The 16,880-nt window shown below is 62.3% G+C and carries 16 protein-coding genes and 1 pseudogene; 3 read left to right on the top strand and 14 right to left on the bottom strand.

Annotated elements, in window-relative coordinates:
- Positions 1-23: 23 nt before the first annotated feature.
- A pseudogene (locus tag HU719_RS17310) lies at positions 24-131 on the top strand (toxin-antitoxin system HicB family antitoxin); the annotation flags it as partial.
- A 1-nt stretch (position 132) separates the two neighbouring features.
- Here the strand turns inward: HU719_RS17310 and HU719_RS17305 are convergent.
- The 3 genes from HU719_RS17305 to HU719_RS17295 all read right to left on the bottom strand — a co-directional run bounded on the left by HU719_RS17305 (position 133) and on the right by HU719_RS17295 (position 3,802).
- On the bottom strand, positions 133-1,239 hold the full coding sequence (locus tag HU719_RS17305) for an NADH:flavin oxidoreductase/NADH oxidase (RefSeq protein ID WP_186537261.1): 1,107 nt from the start codon (positions 1,237-1,239) through the stop codon (positions 133-135).
- 280 nt (positions 1,240-1,519) lie between these two features.
- Positions 1,520-3,229, bottom strand: coding sequence for a single-stranded-DNA-specific exonuclease RecJ (recJ, locus tag HU719_RS17300; protein ID WP_186537472.1), 1,710 nt, complete (start codon positions 3,227-3,229; stop codon positions 1,520-1,522).
- A gap of 30 nt (positions 3,230-3,259) precedes the next feature.
- Positions 3,260-3,802: a YaeQ family protein gene (locus tag HU719_RS17295; RefSeq protein WP_186523530.1), complete on the bottom strand. Its 543-nt coding sequence runs from the start codon at positions 3,800-3,802 to the stop codon at positions 3,260-3,262.
- Positions 3,803-3,952: 150 nt separating this feature from the next.
- On the opposite strand from HU719_RS17295, the gene HU719_RS17290 reads away from it, so the two are divergent.
- On the top strand, positions 3,953-5,152 hold the full coding sequence (locus tag HU719_RS17290) for a CaiB/BaiF CoA transferase family protein (protein WP_186523529.1): 1,200 nt from the start codon (positions 3,953-3,955) through the stop codon (positions 5,150-5,152).
- A gap of 23 nt (positions 5,153-5,175) precedes the next feature.
- Positions 5,176-6,054, top strand: a complete 879-nt coding sequence (locus HU719_RS17285) for a TIGR02285 family protein (RefSeq protein WP_186537473.1) — start codon at positions 5,176-5,178, stop codon at positions 6,052-6,054.
- A 136-nt stretch (positions 6,055-6,190) separates the two neighbouring features.
- On the opposite strand, the gene HU719_RS17280 is transcribed toward HU719_RS17285, so the two are convergent.
- The 11 genes from HU719_RS17280 to ffh form a co-directional block, all read right to left on the bottom strand.
- Positions 6,191-6,472, bottom strand: coding sequence for a DUF3509 domain-containing protein (locus tag HU719_RS17280; protein WP_186523528.1), 282 nt, complete (start codon positions 6,470-6,472; stop codon positions 6,191-6,193).
- 528 nt (positions 6,473-7,000) lie between these two features.
- Complete coding sequence (locus tag HU719_RS17275; protein ID WP_186521232.1) at positions 7,001-7,375, bottom strand: histidine kinase; 375 nt, start codon at positions 7,373-7,375, stop codon at positions 7,001-7,003.
- A gap of 152 nt (positions 7,376-7,527) precedes the next feature.
- A complete protein-coding gene (gene thrC / locus HU719_RS17270) occupies positions 7,528-8,937 on the bottom strand; it encodes a threonine synthase (RefSeq protein ID WP_186536846.1) in 1,410 nt (469 codons plus the stop codon).
- 169 nt (positions 8,938-9,106) lie between these two features.
- Positions 9,107-10,411: a homoserine dehydrogenase gene (locus tag HU719_RS17265; protein ID WP_186521234.1), complete on the bottom strand. Its 1,305-nt coding sequence runs from the start codon at positions 10,409-10,411 to the stop codon at positions 9,107-9,109.
- Positions 10,412-10,493: 82 nt separating this feature from the next.
- Positions 10,494-11,243, bottom strand: a complete 750-nt coding sequence (locus HU719_RS17260; protein ID WP_186521235.1) for a DsbC family protein — start codon at positions 11,241-11,243, stop codon at positions 10,494-10,496.
- A 153-nt stretch (positions 11,244-11,396) separates the two neighbouring features.
- Positions 11,397-12,293, bottom strand: coding sequence for a site-specific tyrosine recombinase XerD (xerD, locus tag HU719_RS17255; RefSeq protein WP_186521236.1), 897 nt, complete (start codon positions 12,291-12,293; stop codon positions 11,397-11,399).
- Between the two features lie 306 nt (positions 12,294-12,599).
- Positions 12,600-12,950, bottom strand: coding sequence for a 50S ribosomal protein L19 (rplS, locus tag HU719_RS17250; protein ID WP_011535315.1), 351 nt, complete (start codon positions 12,948-12,950; stop codon positions 12,600-12,602).
- Between the two features lie 42 nt (positions 12,951-12,992).
- Positions 12,993-13,745 (bottom strand): tRNA (guanosine(37)-N1)-methyltransferase TrmD, encoded by a 753-nt coding sequence (gene trmD, locus HU719_RS17245; RefSeq protein ID WP_186521237.1) that lies wholly within the window; start codon positions 13,743-13,745, stop codon positions 12,993-12,995.
- A 3-nt stretch (positions 13,746-13,748) separates the two neighbouring features.
- A complete protein-coding gene (rimM, locus tag HU719_RS17240) occupies positions 13,749-14,285 on the bottom strand; it encodes a ribosome maturation factor RimM (RefSeq protein ID WP_186521238.1) in 537 nt (178 codons plus the stop codon).
- Positions 14,286-14,290: 5 nt separating this feature from the next.
- The gene (rpsP, locus tag HU719_RS17235) at positions 14,291-14,542 is read right to left on the bottom strand and encodes a 30S ribosomal protein S16 (RefSeq protein WP_011535318.1); all 252 of its coding nucleotides are present in this window, start codon (positions 14,540-14,542) and stop codon (positions 14,291-14,293) included.
- Between the two features lie 234 nt (positions 14,543-14,776).
- On the bottom strand, positions 14,777-16,153 hold the full coding sequence (gene ffh, locus HU719_RS17230) for a signal recognition particle protein (RefSeq protein ID WP_186521239.1): 1,377 nt from the start codon (positions 16,151-16,153) through the stop codon (positions 14,777-14,779).
- Positions 16,154-16,880 lie beyond the last annotated feature (727 nt).

Raw genomic sequence — 16,880 nt, 5'->3', positions numbered from 1 at the left:
GGCGCTGAAAAACTACCGGCAAACGTTTGAAGCCGCCCCTCCACGCCCGCGTGGCAGCGAAGGCCGAGCTGGCGCAAAAAAGCATCAACCAATGGGTCAGCGACACGCTCTATCAAGCGGCCTGCCGCTGAATCAATCGCGCAAGTCCGACTCATGAATCGGGTTGGCACGGTGAGTGGCGCGCTGGTACTGGGCCGGCCATGTGGCCTTGTTACCGCCCAGGTCATCGTCGGCATGCAGCGGCCAGTACGGGTCGCGCAGCAGTTCGCGGGCAAGGAAAATCAGGTCGGCCTGGCCGGTACGCAGAATGTGCTCGGCCTGGGCCGGCTCGGTGATCATGCCGACGGTGCCGGTGGCAATTTCCGACTCTTTACGCACGCGTTCGGCGAAACGGGTCTGGTAACCGGGGCCGGTGGGTATTTCGGCGTTGACCGAGGTACCGCCGGAGGACACATCGATCAGGTCCACACCCAGCACCCGCAGGCGCCGCGCCAGCTCGACGGTTTCGTCAGGGTTCCAGCCGTCCTCTACCCAGTCGGTGGCCGATACCCGCACGAACAGCGGCAGCTCCTTGGGCCAGACGTTGCGCACCGCTTCGGTGACCTGCAAGGTGAGGCGGATGCGGTTTTCGAAGCAACTGCCGTACTCGTCGCGGCGCTGGTTGCTCAGCGGCGAAAGAAACTGGTGCAGCAAGTAGCCGTGCGCGGCGTGGATTTCGACCACTTTGAAGCCTGCCGTCAGCGCCCGCCGGGCCGCGTCGACGAAGGCGTCGATGATACCCTGAATGTCGCCGGTGGTGAGCTCACGGGGCGCGGTGTGTTCGGGGTCGAAGGCGATCTTCGAAGGCCCGACAGGTTGCCAGCCGCCGTCTTCGATTTTGACGCTGCCGTGCTTGCCCAGCCAGGGTCGATGGGTGCTGGCCTTGCGCCCGGCGTGGGCGAGCTGAATGCCGGGGACGGCACCTTGGGCGGTGATAAAGCGGGTGATGCGTTGCAGCGGGGCGATCTGCGCGTCGTGCCACAGGCCGAGGTCTTCGGCGGTAATGCGCCCGTCCGGTGTGACGGCGACCGCTTCGGTGATCACCAGCCCCGCGCCGCCGACGGCGCGGCTGCCGAGGTGGACCAGATGCCAGTCATTGGCCAAGCCATCAGTGGCTGAATACTGGCACATTGGCGATACGGCAATGCGATTGGGCAGGGTTAGCTGACGCAGGGTGTAGGGCTCAAGCAACAGGCTCATGAGGGCACCTCCCAAGGACTCCAAATGGTTTGCCGGGCCGGGCGTTCGTTGTGAGTGGGGGGCCGGTACCGGTTTGATTGAGACTAGACCATGGGGGTGGGGTTCGGTTTTTTCTGGCGGTAGCAGGTACCGGCTTCACACTGTCAGTGTAGGAGCGGCCTTGTGTCGCGAAAGGGCTGCGTAGCAGCCCCAGCGATTTTGCATAAGGCCGAGTACTGGGGCTGCTACGCAGCCCTTTCGCGACACAAGGCCGCTCCTACACTCTAGAGCACAGCCCAAGTCACCGCGGCTCGATATGCGCAATCATCAGTTGCACACTCTCATTACCCCGAAACTCATTCACATCGAGCTTGTAGGCCAGCTCTACCCAGCGCACGGTAGGGTTTGGCCAGACGTCGCGATCAATGCCGAAGGCAATGCCGTCCAGGCGCACCGAACCGCATTCGCTCTTGAGCACCACCTTCAGGTGCCGCTCGCCCACCACCCGCTGTTCGAGCAACTGGAACACGCCATGGAACAGCGGCTCGGGGAAGTGCTGGCCCCAGGGGCCGGCATTGCGCAGGGCCTTGGCGAGGTCGAGGTGGAATTCCTCTACCGCCAGGCTGCCGTCTGAAAGCAGACGGCCGGTCAGGTCTTCTTCGCACAATTGGCGCCGGACTTCTTCATCGAACGCTTCGGAAAATGCAGGGAAATTACCCTCGGGCAAGGACAGGCCAGCCGCCATGGCGTGCCCGCCAAACTTGCTGATCAACGCTGGGTGCCGCGCCGCTACCGCGTCCAGTGCGTCGCGGATATGAAAACCCGGCACCGAACGCGCCGAGCCTTTGAGCACGCCGTCACCGGCGTCGGCGAAGGCGATGGTCGGGCGGTGGTAGCGCTCCTTCAAGCGCGAAGCCAGAATGCCGATCACACCTTGGTGCCAATCGGCATCGAACAGGCACAACCCGTACGGCATCGACTCCACCGGCAAGTCCTTGAGCTGCGCCAGTGCCTCGCGCTGCATGCCCTGTTCGATGGACTTGCGGTCCTGGTTCAGGCCATCCAGTTGCTGCGCCATGTCCAGCGCCAGCGCCTCGTCGTCGCACAACAGGCATTCGATGCCCAGGCTCATGTCGTCCAGGCGCCCGGCGGCGTTGAGCCGAGGGCCGAGAATGAAGCCCAGGTCGGTCGAAGTAATGCGTCGGTAGTCACGTCGGGCCACTTCCAGAATGGCCTTGAGCCCAGGCCGTGCACGGCCGGCGCGGATACGCTCGAGGCCCTGGTGCACCAGAATGCGGTTGTTGGCATCCAGCGGCACCACGTCGGCCACACTGCCCAGCGCGACCAGGTCCAGCAACTCGCCGATGTTCGGCTGCGGCTCAGTGGCATAGCGCCCGAGGCTGCGCAGGCGCGCGCGCAGCGCCATCAGCACGTAGAAAATCACCCCGACACCCGCCAACGACTTGCTGGGGAACTCGCAGCCCGGCTGGTTCGGGTTGACGATGGCATCGGCGGCAGGCAACGCATTGCCCGGCAGGTGGTGATCGGTGACCAGCACCGTCAGGCCTGCGGCCTTGGCCGCTGCCACGCCCTCGACGCTGGAAATACCGTTGTCCACGGTAATCAACAGCTGCGGCTGGCGCTGTAGCGCAACTTCGACGATTTCAGGGGTCAGGCCGTAGCCATACTCGAAACGGTTGGGCACCAGGTAATCGACATGGGCTGCGCCCAGCAGGCGCAAGCCGAGCACGCCGACGGTGCTGGCAGTGGCGCCATCGGCGTCGAAGTCGCCCACGATCAAAATGCGCTGGCGCTGGTCCAGCGCCTGCACCAGCAGTTCCACCGCAGCGTCGATGCCCTTGAGCTGCTGGTAAGGCAACAGCCGCGCCAGGCTCTTGTCCAGCTCGGCCTCGGATTGCACGCCGCGCGCGGCGTACAGACGGGTCAGCAAAGGTGGCAGGTTGCCCAGCAAGGGCAGTGTCGACGGCAGGGGACGGGGTTCGATACGCATGGGGTCTTCGGTAATCAGGGGTGGATCGGCTCAGCCGCGCTCGCCGAGCAGCCATTGCAGTTGCACTTCGTGCTGGCCACGGTCGTCGGTGACGAAGAGGGTCCCTTCGCTGATCATGACGTCCCACTTGAGGGTACGCGGCATATCCTTGGCGAGGACTTCCAGCACGTCCTGGGGCACAGCGGCAATGTTCAGGTTTTTCAGGTTCTTCACGGCACCCAGTACCTTGCCTTCCCATACCCGCAGGCTGCCATAGGCCAGCAAGCTGGTACGCTCGGTACGGCGCGAGCACCAGGTCAGGCGGTCAGCGTCAGGCTGGCCGACTTCGATCCAGTGCAGAATGCGGTCGTCCAGGCTTTTTTCCCACAAGGCAGCTTCGTCGACATCCGACAGACCGCGGCCAAATTCCAACTGCTCGTGGTACCAGAGCGCGTAGCCCAGCAAGCGCACGGCCATGCGCGCTTCGGTTTCCGAAGGGTGCCGGGCGATGGTTTGGCGTACGTTTTCGTACACGCCGCGGTCAAGGTCGGTCAGATTCAGTTCGAATTTGTAGGTAGTGGACGGCTGGGCCATGGACGCGGGCTTCGTTGAAAATAAAGGCGCACAGTCTACCCGATCTGGCCGCCGAGGGCGGCGGCGCATTTGCCCGTGCGCCACGACAGTACCTGACGCCGTCGAGCTGTGATAAAACCTCCGTTTTAGCGCATTCACCACGGACGCCCCATGCCAACGCCCAGCAAACCCCTCGCAGGCCTCAAAGTCATCGAGCTTGGCACCCTGATTGCCGGCCCGTTCGCCTCGCGCATCTGCGCCGAGTTCGGGGCCGAGGTGATCAAGGTCGAATCGCCCGACGGCGGCGACCCACTGCGCAAGTGGCGCAAGCTCTACGAGGGTACATCGCTGTGGTGGTTCGTGCAGGCGCGCAATAAACAGTCGCTGACCCTCAACCTCAAGCACCCGGAGGGTATCGAGGTGCTCAAGCGCCTGCTCGCCGAGGCCGACATCCTGATCGAAAACTTCCGCCCCGGCGTGCTGGAAAAGCTCGGCCTGGGCTGGGACGTGCTGCATGCGCTCAACCCGCGCCTGGTGATGGTGCGCCTGTCGGGCTTCGGCCAGACCGGCCCGATGAAAGACCAGCCAGGCTTCGGCGCCGTCGGTGAGTCCATGGGTGGGCTGCGCTATATCACAGGCTTTGAGGACCGCCCGCCGGTGCGCACCGGCATTTCCATCGGTGATTCGATTGCCGCCCTGTGGGGCGTGATCGGCGCGCTGATGGCGTTGCGTCACCGCGAAGTCAACGCAGGCCTTGGGCAAGTGGTGGATGTGGCGCTGTACGAGGCGATCTTCGCCATGATGGAAAGCATGGTGCCGGAGTTCGACGTGTTCGGTTTTATCCGCGAACGCACCGGCAATATCATGCCCGGCATCACGCCCTCGTGTATCCACACCAGCGCCGATGGCCGCCATGTACAGATCGGCGCCAACGGCGATGCGATCTTCAAGCGCCTGATGCACGCCATCGGCCGCGACGACCTGGCCGAAGATGCCTCGCTGGCCAGCAACGATGGCCGTGATGCGCGCCGTGACGAGCTGTACGGGGTGATCGACCGCTGGGTCAACAGCCTGCCACTGGAGCAGGTCATGCAGGCACTGAACAAGGCCGAGGTGCCGGCCAGCCGCATCTATTCTGCCGAGGACATGTTCAGCGACCCGCAGTACCTGGCCCGTGAGATGTTCCTTCAGGCCAAGTTGCCGGACGGCAAGCCGTTCAAGATGCCGGGCATCGTGCCCAAGCTTTCCGATACCCCAGGCTCTGCCGAATGGGTCGGCCCGCAACTCGGCGAGCACACCGCCGCCGTGCTTGGCGCCCTGGGTTACGACGCGGCGGCCATCGCCCGTCTGCGTGAGAGCGGCGCGGTCTGACCGCGCCAGGCCCCCGCCCAGTGCTGCGCCTGAGCGCCCTCGCCTGCCTGCTGCTGAGCACCCTTGCAGCACCCCAGGCACACGCCCGCGAACGCCTGCTGTGGCTGGTCCGTGACTTGCCGCCGTTCACCATTTTCGAAGGGGCTGCCAAAGGCCAGGGCGTGGTCGACCAGATGCTGCCCATGCTGATCGCACAGATGCCGGAGTACGACCACAGCGTGGTGCGGGTCAACCGTGCACGCGGTATCCAGATGCTTCAGGAGCCCAGTTTCACCTGCGACCCGACCCTGCTGTGGACCCCGGAACGCGCAGCCTACGTCACCTTCTCCAAGCCGTTGCTCGGGGTAATGAGCAGCGGCCTGGTGGTGCGCAAGCAGGACAAGGCGCTGCTGGCGCCTTACCTTGAGCAGCACCAGGTTGACCTTGCCCCGCTATTGGCGCACAGCCAGCTCAAGTTGGGCATCGTGGCCCAGCGCAGCTACAGCGCTCAGGTAGACGACATACTGCGCGGTTTGCCCGAGCAGGCCTTGAGCCGCCACTATGGTACCGAGGCCACTGCCAGCCTGCTGCAAATGCAGCAACTGGGCCGCCTGCAGATAGTGCTCGGGTATTGGCCCGAGATCCGCTACCTGATCCAGCAGCAGGGCGGTGCGGCCGAGGATTACGATTTCTACCCCATCAAGGGCGTCAAGCAGTACCAGTTCTTGCGCGTGGGCTGCTCCAACACCGACCTGGGCCGCCAGGCGATTGCCCGTATCGACAAGTTGCTGCCAGCCCTTCGCCGCGACACCTTGCCTGGCCTGTACGCGCGCTGGCTGGAACCGGAACTGCAAAGCAGCTATCTGCACCAGGCTCGGGAGTTTTTCGAAAGCTCCGCAGCCGACGCACCGCCCGTTCCCTGAAGCCAGGCAAAAAGAAACCCCGGGCGCTGGGGAGAACGGCCGGGGTCAAGCGAAAGCCTTGGGGGCTCCCGGGACAACCTGACGAATACCGGAGCAAAGCACCGTCAAGCTGGCCTCGATATTTCTGATACGCGTGTCAGGCAAAGGTTCCCTGGGGCTGACGTTGGTGTTGCAGGGCCGCGATCACGCAGGGCTGCAGGCGACCTTCGGCAATTTGCAGGTCGCGGTGCAGGCCATCGACCAGGTCGATGAGCAGGTGCTGTTCCAGTAGCTGGCGCACAGCCACCTTGCGTTGCAGGATCAGGCCGCCATGTTCGTCATGCAGCGTGAGCTGGACGGTGCCATCGGCGTCGAGGTTGCCGAGCGTGGTTTGGTAAGGGGTCAGGGCATCGTTGAGCAGTCTGCAGATTCTTTCCATCCGGATCACTCGCTGTCTGGGGGGGGAGATATCAAAACTGACCATCGCGCTTGCAGGAAAGTTCGCACGGCCATGCGGCTAGACCGAGCATGCCGGAGCAAGATGACAGTTTCGCGCAATGGCCCTGGTTGCTTTAGCCATTACCGTCGGCGCCGAGAGAAGGCTGGAGGATTAGCCGAAAGAACTTTACCGTCTATGGGATTGGGCGCCGCTTGCGCGGCGCATCGCAGGCTAGCGCCAGCTCCCACAGAGGCCATGCGCAACCGCAACATTGCTGGTTGGACCCAATCCTATGGGAAATGATAGACAGTTGTGGCGAGCGGGCTTGTCCCGCGTTGGGCTGCGCAGCAGCCCTGAAAACCCAAGGGGCAAGCCCGCTCACCACAAGGAGATATGTCTGGCGGGAACAGGCTTGTACAAAACCATAGAATCTCCCACATATACTGCGCCAGTCCTTATAGAGATGTCTGACTGAAATCCTGTGGGAACTGGCGCCAGCCTGTGATAGGGCCGCCCCAGGCTACCTTGCTACACCCGCGCCAAGGCCTTTTCCAGCGCTACCGTCGACATCGGCCAAGCCAGCTCGCCGACCACGCGAAACCCACGCTTGCGGGCTTCCCGGGCCAGGTCGCGGGTCTGGTCACTGCCCTGCCCCACAAACAACAGCGCCCTCGGCGCAGCGCCGGGCTGCAGGTGCTGGAACAAGGACCGTGCGCACCCTTCAGGCATACCCTGATCGAGCACCAGCACATCGACCACCTGTTCACGGCCCAGGCGCGCAGCGGTGTCTTCGAGGTCGTCGCTCAGGCGCACGTTGAACACCCCCTGGGCATTGAACGCCTGGTGCAGGAGGATCTGGTGAAAGGGGCGGGCCTGATGGATGAGGACATGGAGGCTGCGCATCGGCCTCTCCCTGAATAAATGAAGCTCGCACCTTAATGAAAGCGGCGGCCTGCGATATATAGGAAAAGTCCGATCAAGCCTGCCGAAACGGCCGGGATTGAGAGGGGAAAAGCAAAGGGGCCGCAAAGCGGCCCCCAGATAACAACCGATGCTTACAGCGGCTTGCCGCGGTTGCCGTGCTGGCTGACAAATGCCTGAACAGCTTTTAGGTCGTTCGGCAGAACCGTGCAGCGCTCTTCGCGGCTGAACAGGTCGCTCAGGTGAGCGGGCAATTCCAGCGCCTTGCCAACACCGGCCTTTTCCACCGCTTCCGGGAACTTGACCGGGTGGGCGGTGCCGAGCACCACCATCGGCGTGTCGAGGCTGCGGCGGCACTCGCGGGCGGCCTTGACGCCAATCGCGGTGTGCGGGTCGAGAACTTCACCCGTCGCTGCGAACACGTCGCCGATGGTTTCGCAGGTTTGCTCGTCGGTCACTGCCAGCGAGTCGAACAGCTTGCGGGCTTCGGTCCAGCGGTCTTGCTCGACGCTGAAACCACCACCTTGCTTGAAGTTGGCCATCAATTCGGCAATCGCTGCGCCGTTGCGCCCGTGCAGGTCGAACAGCAGGCGTTCGAAGTTGGACGACACCATGATGTCCATCGACGGCGACAGCGTCGGGTGCAGGGTGTCCTTGACGTACTGGTTGCCGCTCATGAAGCGGTGCAGGATGTCGTTGCGGTTGGTCGCGACCACCAGCTGGCTGATCGGCAGGCCCATGTTGCGCGCCAGGTAGCCGGCAAAGATGTCGCCGAAGTTGCCGGTTGGCACCGAGAACGCCACCGATCGCGCCGGGCCACCCAGCTGCAGCGCTGCATGGAAGTAGTAGACGATCTGGGCCATGATCCGTGCCCAGTTGATCGAGTTGACCGCCACCAGGCGAGTGCCCTTGAGGAAGGACTGGTCAGCGAAGCTGGCCTTGACCATTTCCTGGCAATCATCGAAGTTGCCTTCGATGGCGATGTTGTGGATGTTATCGCCCGGGATGGTGGTCATCTGCCGGCGCTGCACTTCCGACACACGTTGGTGCGGGTGCAGGATGAAAATGTCGACGTTGTCGCAACGGCGGCAGCCTTCGATGGCGGCAGAGCCGGTATCACCGCTGGTGGCACCGACAATGACCACACGCTCGCCACGCTTGACCAGAATGTGGTCGAGCAGGCGGCCGAGCAGTTGCAGGGCAAAGTCCTTGAACGCCAGGGTTGGGCCGTGGAACAGCTCCATCACCCACTCGTTTCCGTTGAGCTGACGCAGCGGCGCAACCGCCGCGTGGGCGAAGGCGCCGTAGGTTTCTTCGAGAATCTTCTTGAAGTCGGCATCGGCGATGCTGCCGGTGACGAACGGGCGCATCACTCGGAAAGCCAGCTCGTGGTACGGCAGCCCTGCCCAGGAAGCGATTTCTTCCTGGGTGAAGCGTGGCAGGTTTTCGGGAACGTACAGGCCGCCATCGGTGGCGAGGCCAGCCAGCAGCACGTCTTCGAAGTTCAGGGCCGGAGCCTGGCCGCGGGTACTGATATAGCGCATGGGTGCAAACCTTTGGTTTGAGCGGCAAGTGGCGAGCTGCAAGCTACAAGAAAGAGCCGACTGGCGTTGTTCTTGCGCCCTGCACTGCAACCTTGCCGCATAGGTAATCTGATCAAAGCCCCAACACCGAACTGCTTCATCTTGCAGCTTGCAGCGTGAGGCTTGCCGCTTAGTTGAGCTGTTCGACGCGGATGCGCACTACCGGGCCAACCACGTCCTGCAGGGCTTCCAGGGCGACAATGGCGTCGTTGATGCGATGCTCGACCACACCGTGGGTGACCAGGATCATCGGCACCAGGCCGTCCTGCTCCTCGGCTTCCTTCTGCATGATCGACTCGATGTTGATACCGCGCTCCGACAGGATGCTGGCAACCTGGGCCAGCACGCCCGGATGGTCCTTGGCCTGGATGCGCAGGTAATAGGCGCTTTCGCACGCATCGATCGGCAGGATCGGGTGGGCCGACAGCGAGTCTGGCTGGAATGCCAGGTGCGGCACACGGTTTTCCGGGTCGCAGGTCATGGCGCGAACCACGTCGACCAGGTCGGCGATCACCGACGATGCAGTCGGCTCCATGCCGGCGCCGGCGCCGTAATACAGGGTGGAGCCTGCGGCATCGCCATTGACCATGACTGCGTTCATCACGCCATTGACGTTGGCGATCAGGCGGTCGCTCGGGATCAGCGTGGGGTGCACGCGCAGCTCGATGCCATCGGCAGTACGACGGGCCACACCAAGGTGCTTGATGCGGTAGCCCAGGGCCTCGGCGTAGTTCACGTCAGCTGTGGTCAGCTGGGTGATGCCTTCGGTGTAGGCCTTGTCGAACTGCAGCGGGATGCCAAAGGCGATGGACGCCAGGATCGTCAGCTTGTGCGCCGCATCGATGCCTTCGACGTCGAAGGTCGGGTCGGCTTCGGCGTAACCCAGCGCCTGGGCTTCGGCCAGCACGTCAGGGAAGGTACGGCCCTTGTCGCGCATTTCGGTGAGGATGAAGTTGCCGGTGCCGTTGATGATGCCGGCCAGCCAGTTGATACGGTTGGCCGACAGCCCTTCGCGGATGGCCTTGATCACCGGGATACCGCCCGCCACGGCTGCCTCGAAGGCAACGATGACGCCCTTCTCGCGGGCCTTGGCGAAGATCTCGTTACCATGCACGGCAATCAGCGCCTTGTTGGCAGTGACCACATGCTTGCCGTTTTCGATGGCCTTGAGCACCAGGTCGCGGGCGATGGTGTAGCCACCGATCAGCTCGATGACGATATCAATCTCGGGATTGGTCGCAACGTCGAACACATCAGCGGTAATGGGGGTACCGGTAATCTGGCAGTTCGGGTTCTGCGAGCGCATGGCAATCTGTGCCACTTCAATACCGCGCCCGGCACGGCGGGCAATCTCCTCGGCGTTGCGCTGAAGTACATTGAAGGTACCGCCACCGACGGTCCCCAACCCACAGATGCCTACTTTGACCGGTTTCACTGTGAACTCCCCATTGAACGGCCGGCGCCTGCGCCGACCGTGAAACATGCCGTCACCCCATGACGACGGCGTACTGAATTGATTACTTGCCGGCCGCCAGGGCCAGCTTGGCCACTTGCGGTGCGGGCTGGTAGCCCGGAATCACCTGGCCGCTTTCAAGCACGATGGCCGGCGTGCCGTTGACGCCGATCGACTGGCCCAGGGCAAACTGCTTGCCGACCGGGTTGGTGCACTTGGCAGCTTTGATTTCCTTGCCATCGACCATTTTGTCCAGCGCCGCGCGGCGGTCGCTGGAGCACCACACTGCCTGCAGTTGCTCATCGCCGGCCGAGCCCAGGCCCTGGCGCGGGAAGGCGACGTAACGCACTTCGATGCCGCGCTTGTTCAGCTCGGGCACTTCGGCGTGCAGCTTGTGGCAATACGGGCAGGTGGTGTCAGTGAATACGGTGATATGCGACTTGGTCTCGCCCTTGGCCGGGTACACGACCATTTCGCCAGCCGGGATGCCGTTGATCAGCTTGGCAATGCCCTGGCGCTCGGTTTTTTCGGTGAGGTTGACGGGTTTGCCGTCCTGGATCTGGAACAGGTAGCCCTGCATCACGAACTGGCCATCGCCGCTTGCGTACAGTACGCGGCCGCCCTGCAGCTTGACCTCGTAGAGCCCACTGACGGGGCTGCTGGCAACGCTCTCGACCGGCACTTCCAGCGACAGGTTCTGCAACGATTTACGGATGGCCTGCTCGGCCCCGGCATTGCTGTCGGTGGCTGCGGCGAAGGCAAAAGTGCTGGCCAACGCCAAAGCGGCGGCGGCGAAAATCTGGGTCACGCGCATGGGGTACTCCTGAAGGCGGACGGGGCCGGGCAAGCGAGCCTGCGAGTGGATCGCGGCGTTGCGACGGCCCTTGCAACAAACCGCCCAAGCCTACCACAACAGAGGGGTGCAGAATGATCCCTCACGCGCCACTCGGCAGAACATGAATTTCATTCATCCACGCGGATGGTGCTGGGCATGCAGCTGTTGCAGGCGGGCTTTGGCGACATGGGTGTAGATTTGCGTGGTGGACAGGTCACTGTGGCCCAGCAGCATCTGCACCACGCGCAGGTCGGCGCCGTGGTTGAGCAGATGGGTAGCAAAGGCATGGCGCAGGGTGTGCGGCGACAGCGGCTTGTCGATGCCGGCCACGCGAGCATGGTGCTTGATACGGTGCCAGAAGGTCTGGCGGGTCATCTGCTCGCCGCGCAGGCTGGGGAACAGCACGTCGCTGGGGCGGCCATTGAGCAGTTCGGCGCGGCCGTCGCGCAGGTAGCGCTCGATCCATACCACTGCCTCTTCGCCCATGGGCACCAGGCGCTCCTTGCTGCCTTTGCCCATCACCCGCAGCACACCTTGACGCAGGTTGACCTGATCGAGGGTCAGGCTGACCAGTTCGGTGACGCGCAGGCCGCAGGCATACAGCACCTCCAGCATGGCGCGGTCGCGCTGGCCGATGGCCTCGCCCAGCTCCGGGGCCTGCAGCAAGGCTTCAACGTCCGCCTCTGACAGGGATTTGGGCAATGGCCTGCCCAGTTGCGGCATGTCGACCTGCAAGGTCGGGTCGACGGCGATCATCCGCTCGCGCAGCAGGTAGCGGTAGAAACCGCGTACGCCGGACAGAAAACGCGCTGTCGAACGGGGTTTGTAGGCCTGGTCGAAACGCCAGGCCAGATGATCGAGAATCAACTCGCGGCCAGCATCGGGCAACGCCACGCCTTTCTCCTGCAACCAGCCATTGAACAAGGCCAGGTCGCTGCGGTAGGACGCGCGGGTGTTGTCGGACAGGCCTTTTTCCAGCCAGAGGGCGTCGAGGAATTGGTCGATCAGGGGGTGGTCGAGGGCGGGCATTGGGGGCTTGATGTACCGACTGTTTAAGGGGCTCAGTGTTTCACAGCAGGTTGTAGATTGTCTGTACTGGCCTCATCGCAGGCTGTCGCCAGCTCCTACAAAAATCCGGGCTCGCCTCTATATTGTGGTTGTGCGCGGTCTTTGTGGGCGCTGGCGACAGCCTGCGATGAGGCCCGGACAGGCTCTTGAAAACCACAGCATGAACACAGGCGGTTGCGCGCCTCGATAAAGCCCAGAAAGCAAAAAAGCAGCCCGAAGGCTGCTTTTTCTCTCGCACGGCGGCCTGGGCCACCGGTCAAACTGTCCTCAGGACAGTTTTTCCTTGATGCGAGCTGCTTTACCGGACAGGTCACGCAGGTAGTACAGCTTGGCTTTACGCACGTCACCACGACGTTTCACGGCCAGGCTGTCGATCTGCGGGCTGTAGGTCTGGAAGGTACGCTCAACGCCAACGCCGCTGGAGATCTTGCGCACGGTGAAGGCGCTGTTCAGACCGCGGTTACGCTTGGCGATAACGACGCCTTCGAATGCCTGCAGACGCGAGCGATCGCCTTCCTTCACTTTAACCTGGACGACAACGGTGTCGCCTGGTGCGAAGGTTGGGATTTCCTTGCTCATCTGCTCGGCTTCGAGCTGCTGGATGATTTTGTTAGTCATGCTGTGCTCCTAAGATGGATACGTGATCCACCATCGATACGTTTAACTATCGTCCCGCTCGCGGAGATATTCCTCGAGCAGCTTCTTCTCTTCTCCAGAAAGTGAGCGACTTTCCAGAAGATCGGCGCGTCGTTCGAAGGTCCTACCAAGGGACTGCTTCATCCGCCATCGCCGGATATGTGCATGGTTGCCACTTAGCAACACGTCGGGAACACGCTGATCCGCATACACCTCAGGTCGGGTGTAGTGCGGGCAATCCAGCAGACCGTCGGTGAAAGAGTCTTCCTCCGCCGAGTCCACATGCCCTAAAGCTCCGGGCAGCAGCCGCGTAACCGCATCGATCAGTACCATGGCCGGCAGCTCGCCACCGGAAAGCACATAGTCGCCAATCGACCACTCTTCATCGACATGAGCCTCGATAAAACGCTCGTCGATGCCTTCATAACGACCGGCGATCAGGATCAACGATTCCTGTTCGGCCAGGCCTTTGACCGCTTGCTGATTCAGCTTGCGGCCTTGCGGCGAAAGGTAAATTACCTTTGCCGATGCTCCGGTCGCTTGCTTGGCGCTAGCCAAAGCGTCTTCCAGAGGCTTGATTTTCATCACCATGCCCGGACCACCGCCAAACGGCCGATCATCCACGGTGTGGTGGCGATCTGTGGTGTAGTCCCGCGGGTTCCAGCAGGTCACTTGCAGCAACCCCTGTTTCACCGCGCGGCTGGTAATGCCGTACTCGGTGATGGCCGAAAACATCTCAGGGAACAGCGTGATGACGTCTACACGAAGGCTACCCATCGGTTAGAAATCCGCATCCCATTCGACTCGCATCACACCGGCTTCGAGGTCGATTGCCAGCACGCACTGCCCGGTATAGGGCAACAGACGCTCGCGATCATCCAGGCTGCCTGCGCAAGGCTTGACCACCAATACATCGTTTGCGCCGGTTTCCAACAGGTGATCGACCTTGCCGAACAGTTGTTCGTCCTGGTTGATGACCTTCAGACCTACCAACTGGTACCAGTAGTACTCGTCAGCGGCCAGGTTGGGCAAAAGGCTCCGCGGTATGCAGATTTCAAAGCCGCTCAGAAGACGGGCTTCTTCACGATCCTCGAGGCCTTTCAATTTAACGACCAGGCCCTTTTGGGAGCCACGACCGCTAACCAGCTCGACCTGTTTTACCTTGCCTTCGTGCTTGAGCGTCCAGCGCGGGTAATCCAACAGGTTTTCAATCGGATCGGTAAAGGAATACACCTTCACCTCGCCGCGAACGCCGTGTACCGAAAAAATCTTGCCTACAACGATCAGATCGTCAGGCTTTTCTGGCGTCGCGTTCATACTGCTCAGGCTGCAGCCTTGGCAGCTTCCTTCAGCAGCTGAGCAACACGCTCAGACGGCTGTGCGCCCTGGCTCAGCCAGTAGGTGACGCGCTCTTGGTTGACCGACAGTTTGACTTCGGCGCCCGATGCGATCGGGTTGAAGAAGCCAACGCGCTCAACGAAACGGCCGTCACGGGCGTTACGCGAGTTGGTCACGGTCAGGTGGTAGAAAGGGCGCTTCTTGGAGCCGCCACGGGCAAGACGGATGGTTACCATGTGAACATCGTTCCTATAGTCGGTGCTGCAAAACTGAATGCCCAATGGGCACACGCGTGCCCAAAAGGCCGCATATTCTCGGGGAATACACGGACATTTGCAAATGCCTTTTTCGGCAAGCACATGGCCCACCGTTCATTTTTGCCGGTTGAAGCCGCCAAATGGCGGCAGTGTCCCCGCCAGTGCGGGGGTCTGGCGGGTTTTCCTTCTATAAGGAAGACCCGCCTGATTCGATTACATCTTCGGCATGCCGCCACCTGGCAGCATCCCACCCAGGCCGCGCATCATCTTGGCCATGCCGCCCTTGGTGGAGAATTTCTTCATCATCTTCTGCATCTGCTTGTGCTGCTTGATCAGCCGACCGATGTCCTGCACCTGGGTGCCGGAACCGAGGGCGATACGGCGCTTGCGCGAACCGCTGATCAGGTCAGGGTCACGGCGCTCGGCAGGGGTCATGGAGTTGATGATCGCTTCCATTTGCTTGAACTGCTTCTCGGCAGCGCCCTGGGCGTTGCCCATCTGCGACAGGTTGACGCCGCCGATGCTCGGCAGTTTGTCCATGAGCCCGCCGAGGCCGCCCATGTTCTTCATTTGTTGCAGTTGGTCGCGGAAGTCTTCGAGGTCGAAACCCTTGCCCTTCTTGAGCTTCTTGGCGAGCTTGTCGGCCTTGGCCTTGTCGATGTTCTGCTCGGCCTGCTCGATCAGGCTGAGCACGTCGCCCATGCCGAGGATGCGCGAGGCGATACGGTCAGGGTGGAACGGCTCCAGGGCCTCGGACTTCTCGCCCATACCGATGAACTTGATCGGCTTGCCGGTAATGGCGCGCACCGACAGCGCGGCACCGCCACGGGCGTCACCGTCGACCTTGGTCAGCACCACGCCGGTCAGCGGCAGGGCATCACCGAAGGCCTTGGCGGTGTTGGCGGCGTCCTGGCCGGTCATGGCGTCGACCACGAACAGCGTTTCGATCGGCTTGACCGCGGCGTGCAGGGCCTTGATCTCGTCCATCATGTCGGTATCGACATGCAGGCGGCCGGCGGTATCGACGATGACGACGTCGATGAACTTGAGCCGTGCTTCGCGAATGGCGGCCTCGGCGATGTCGACCGGCTTCTGGCTGATATCGGACGGGAAGAACGTCACGCCGATGTCATTGGCCAGGGTTTCGAGCTGCTTGATCGCCGCCGGGCGATAAACGTCGGCGGACACCACCATGACGCTTTTCTTCTTGCGCTCTTTGAGGTGGCGGGCCAGCTTGCCGGCGGTGGTGGTCTTGCCCGCGCCTTGCAGGCCGGCCATCAACACCACCGCAGGTGGCGTGGTGTTCAGCGCCAGCTCTTCGTTGGCATCGCCCATCAGGCTTTCGAGTTCGGCCTGGACGATCTTGACGAAGGCCTGGCCTGGCGTGAGGCTGCGCGACACTTCAGTGCCGACGGCGCGTTCCTTGATGCTGTTGACGAAATCCTTGACCACCGGCAGGGCAACATCGGCCTCGAGCAGGGCCATGCGCACTTCGCGCAGCGTGTCCTTGATGTTGTCTTCGGTCAGCTTGGCCTTGCCGGTGACATGGCGCAGCGTCTGTGACAGGCGGTCGGTCAGGTTTTCGAACATGGTGATCCTTTCAGGCCTAGTTGAGCCGAGGTTTTTCAGGTGCCGTGGGGGGAAATGCACACCCGCCAGGCACAACAAGGCGGCGATTATAGCGGAGACTGCCTGCTGCGCACACCTTCGCACCTGGCCGATAGATATTCGGTGGCCCGACAGCACAGCGCACACGCTCTTGATCTTGCTTCTAAGCGCGCGATAGCTCAGGCGACGCAAAGTGCGACTTCAGGAGGCCGAACGCAGGGCTTGCGTAGGGAGGTGATCCCGCCACGAGCGGGACTGATGATGGGAGCGAGCGGCTTTGGTTACTTTGGCCGGGGGCGCCTAGCCAAGAGCAAAGTAACCCGCCGTAAGGGCGCAAAGGTGACTAAGCGTCGACATCAAAAATGAATGCGCATAAACATCTCAAAACCACAGACATCAGCAAACCTGCACCGGCCTCATCGCAGGCTATCGCCAGCTCCCACGCAGGCCGTGCTCAACCGCAACAGTGCTGGTTGGACCCAATCCTGTGGGAAATGATAAAGAGTCGTGGCGAGCGGGCTTGTCCCGCGTTGGGCTGCGCAGCAGCCCTGAAACCCCAGGGGCTGCTGCGCAGCCCAACGCGGGACAAGCCCGCTCGCCACAAAGGAGCTCGCCACAAGGAGATGTGTCTGGCGGGAACAGGTTTGTACAAAACCATAGAACCTCCCACAGAGACCGACAGCAGCAGGCTTCCTAGAACCGCGAGTTC

Origin of the sequence: Pseudomonas farsensis (genome assembly GCF_014268805.2) — a bacterium.
Classification (GTDB): Bacteria; Pseudomonadota; Gammaproteobacteria; order Pseudomonadales; family Pseudomonadaceae; genus Aquipseudomonas; species Aquipseudomonas farsensis.
The sequence above is the reverse complement of the archived record's forward strand: the minus strand, read 5'-3'. Positions and strand labels throughout refer to the sequence as shown.

Coding starts and splice junctions, on each gene's coding strand:
- HU719_RS17295 (WP_186523530.1), bottom strand. CDS start 3,802: ATGGCCCAGCCGTCCACTACCTACAAATTCGAACTGAATCTGACCGAC.
- HU719_RS17280 (WP_186523528.1), bottom strand. CDS start 6,472: ATGGAAAGAATCTGCAGACTGCTCAACGATGCCCTGACCCCTTACCAA.
- rpsP (WP_011535318.1), bottom strand. CDS start 14,542: ATGGTAACCATCCGTCTTGCCCGTGGCGGCTCCAAGAAGCGCCCTTTC.
- HU719_RS17305 (WP_186537261.1), bottom strand. CDS start 1,239: ATGAGCCTGTTGCTTGAGCCCTACACCCTGCGTCAGCTAACCCTGCCC.
- recJ (WP_186537472.1), bottom strand. CDS start 3,229: ATGCGTATCGAACCCCGTCCCCTGCCGTCGACACTGCCCTTGCTGGGC.
- trmD (WP_186521237.1), bottom strand. CDS start 13,745: ATGGGTAGCCTTCGTGTAGACGTCATCACGCTGTTCCCTGAGATGTTT.
- HU719_RS17260 (WP_186521235.1), bottom strand. CDS start 11,243: ATGCGCGTGACCCAGATTTTCGCCGCCGCCGCTTTGGCGTTGGCCAGC.
- HU719_RS17290 (WP_186523529.1), top strand. CDS start 3,953: ATGCCAACGCCCAGCAAACCCCTCGCAGGCCTCAAAGTCATCGAGCTT.
- HU719_RS17275 (WP_186521232.1), bottom strand. CDS start 7,375: ATGCGCAGCCTCCATGTCCTCATCCATCAGGCCCGCCCCTTTCACCAG.
- xerD (WP_186521236.1), bottom strand. CDS start 12,293: ATGCCCGCCCTCGACCACCCCCTGATCGACCAATTCCTCGACGCCCTC.
- ffh (WP_186521239.1), bottom strand. CDS start 16,153: ATGTTCGAAAACCTGACCGACCGCCTGTCACAGACGCTGCGCCATGTC.
- rplS (WP_011535315.1), bottom strand. CDS start 12,950: ATGACTAACAAAATCATCCAGCAGCTCGAAGCCGAGCAGATGAGCAAG.
- thrC (WP_186536846.1), bottom strand. CDS start 8,937: ATGCGCTATATCAGTACCCGCGGCCAGGCTCCGGCCCTGAACTTCGAA.
- rimM (WP_186521238.1), bottom strand. CDS start 14,285: ATGAACGCGACGCCAGAAAAGCCTGACGATCTGATCGTTGTAGGCAAG.